The organism is Ramlibacter sp., from assembly GCF_013697775.1.
In the GTDB taxonomy this organism is placed as follows: Bacteria; Pseudomonadota; Gammaproteobacteria; order Burkholderiales; family Burkholderiaceae_C; genus Ramlibacter.
Map to the genome: position 1 here is coordinate 1 of NZ_JACCWG010000355.1, position 2,276 is coordinate 2,276.

Annotated in this window: 3 protein-coding genes; 2 read left to right on the forward strand and 1 reads right to left on the reverse strand. The window is 72.5% G+C overall.

Annotated features, from left to right (window positions below; genetic code table 11):
- The coding region (locus H0U68_RS17935; protein ID WP_296358064.1) for a helix-turn-helix domain-containing protein at positions 1 to 488 on the reverse strand (488 nt) is incomplete at its 3' end.
- Between the two features lie 53 nt (positions 489 to 541).
- Between H0U68_RS17935 and cysQ the strand changes: the two genes are divergently transcribed.
- Together cysQ and H0U68_RS17945 are read left to right on the forward strand one after the other, a co-directional pair.
- A complete protein-coding gene (cysQ, locus tag H0U68_RS17940) occupies positions 542 to 1,318 on the forward strand; it encodes a 3'(2'),5'-bisphosphate nucleotidase CysQ (RefSeq protein ID WP_296358068.1) in 777 nt (258 codons plus the stop codon).
- The coding region (locus H0U68_RS17945) for an FAD/NAD(P)-binding protein (RefSeq protein WP_296358070.1) at positions 1,318 to 2,276 on the forward strand (959 nt) is incomplete at its 3' end. The genes cysQ and H0U68_RS17945, both read left to right, overlap by 1 nt.

The window sequence follows — 2,276 nt, forward strand, 5'->3', positions numbered from 1 at the left end:
GCCCCGTCCTTGAGCGGCACCACGGCCGCCGCAAAGCGCGCGGCGCGGCTGCCGCCGGCCGGTGGCAGTTCGGGCAGGGCGGGATGCAGCTGCAGCCCGGCGCGCTCGCAAAAGCGCTGGATGGAGCCGGCGCTCAAGGCCAAGCCGTGCTGTTCGGACAGCCAGTCGGCCACCGATTTGGTGGTCCACAGCGGACCTTCATCGCCGCCGGCCTGCATGGCTTCCCACAGCGCGGCGGCAACGGCGGGGTCTTCGGCCATGTGCGGGCCGGCCTTCTTCGGGCGGCCCAGGCGCGGCTGCACGTCCACGCCGGCCCAGCCGCCGGCGCGGAATGCCTTGTGGGCGGCGATCACCGTGGGCACGCTCAGCCCGGTGCGCTCGGCCACCTCGGCCAGCGTCATGCCGCGCAGCCGCAGCTGCACGGCCTCGCGGCGGCGCGCATTGAGCTGCGGCACGGACAAGCCTCCCTGGCTGCGATCCGAAGTCATTTGCTTATATTAAACATTTTTTGAAATAGGCACACTCAAAGTATAGTTGCGAGATGCAACCCATCCGCCATGCCAACCTGCTGGAGCAGGTAATTCCCCTGGCCCGCGAGGCCGGCAAGCTCATCATGGCGATCTACGCCGAGGACTTCGCGGTCACGCACAAAGCCGACGCCTCGCCGGTGACGCAGGCGGACGCGGTGGCCGAAGCGGCCATCGTGCAGGGGCTGCGCGCGCTGGCGCCCATGATTCCCATCGTGGCCGAAGAGGCGGTGTCGGCAGGCGAAAAAGTGTCGGCAGGCGAGCGCTTCTGGCTGGTCGACCCGCTGGACGGCACCAAGGAATTCATCAGCCGCAACGGCGAGTTCACGGTCAACATCGCGCTCATCGAACATGGCGAACCGGTGCTGGGCGTGGTCTACGCGCCGGCGCTGGACTGCCTGTATGCCGGCGCGCGCGACCTGGGCGCTTTCCGTATCGGCGCCGGCGGCCTGCGCGAACCGATTGCCTGCCGCCCGCCCGGCTTGGACGGCCTGGTGGTGGTGGCCAGCCGCTCGCACGGCGACGAAGCCGCCCTGGAAACATTCCTGGCCGGCCGCAAGGTGGCGCGCGTGGCGCAAGCCGGCTCCTCGCTCAAGCTGTGCCTGCTGGCCGAGGGCGCGGCCGACGTCTACCCGCGCCTGGGCCGCACCATGGAATGGGACATCGCAGCCGGCCACGCGGTGCTGGCGGCGGCCGGCGGGCGCGTGTGCGACCTGCAGGGCAAGCCGCTGGGCTACGGCAAGCCCGGCTTCGACAACCCCCACTTCGCGGCCTGGGCCGCGCGCGCCTGATGGCCGCCGGCTTCGACGTCGCCATCGTCGGTGCCGGCTTCTCCGGCATCGCGGTCGCCGTGCAGCTGCTGCGGCGCCTGCAGGGCGAGGGCCGCATCTGCATGGTCAACCGCAGCCAGCGCTTCGGCCGCGGGCTGGCCTACGGCACCAACTCCGACAGCCACATGCTGAACGTGCCCGCCGGCCGCATGGGGATCGATCCGGCGGACGAGGGCGGCTTCGCCCGCTACCTGGCCGCGCGCGGGCTGCCCTACAAGCCCAGCGACTTCGTGCCCCGCAACCTGTATGGCGAATACCTGGAAGACGCGCTGCGGCAAGCACAGCAGGCGGCCGCTCCGCGCCTGCGGCTGGCTACGGTGAGCGGCGACGTGGTGCGGCTGGACACGCCGGCCGACGCGGGCGCACCGTTTCGCCTGCACCTGCAGGAGGGCGGCGAACCGCTGCAGGCCGCGCAGGTGGTGCTGGCGCTCGGCAATTTCGCGCCGTTGGCGCCGCGCACGCAAACGCCCTGCGACTGGTCGCAGGCGCGGCTGGTCGGCGACCCGTGGGACGGGCGGCTGGCCGGCTGCGCCGCGCCCGATGAAGACGTGCTGCTGGTCGGCACCGGCCTCACCGCCTACGACGTGGCGCTGCAGCTGCTGGACCGCGGCCACGGCGGGCGCATCGTCATGCTGTCGCGCCGCGGCCTGCTGCCGCAGCCGCACCGCGCGCAGGAGCGCCCGCCCGCGGCCGACCTGGTGCCCGACGACTTCCTGCTGAATGAGACCGGCGTGCGCGCCTGCGTGCACGCGGTGCGCGGCCTGATCCGCTGGGCCGAGGCCCATGGCCACGACTGGCGCGACGTGATCGGCGGGCTGCGCGGCCACACGCCGCGCCTGTGGCAGCAGCTCACGCTGTCCGGCCGCCGGCAGTTCCTGCGGCACCTGGCGCCGTACTGGGACACGCACCGCCACCGCGC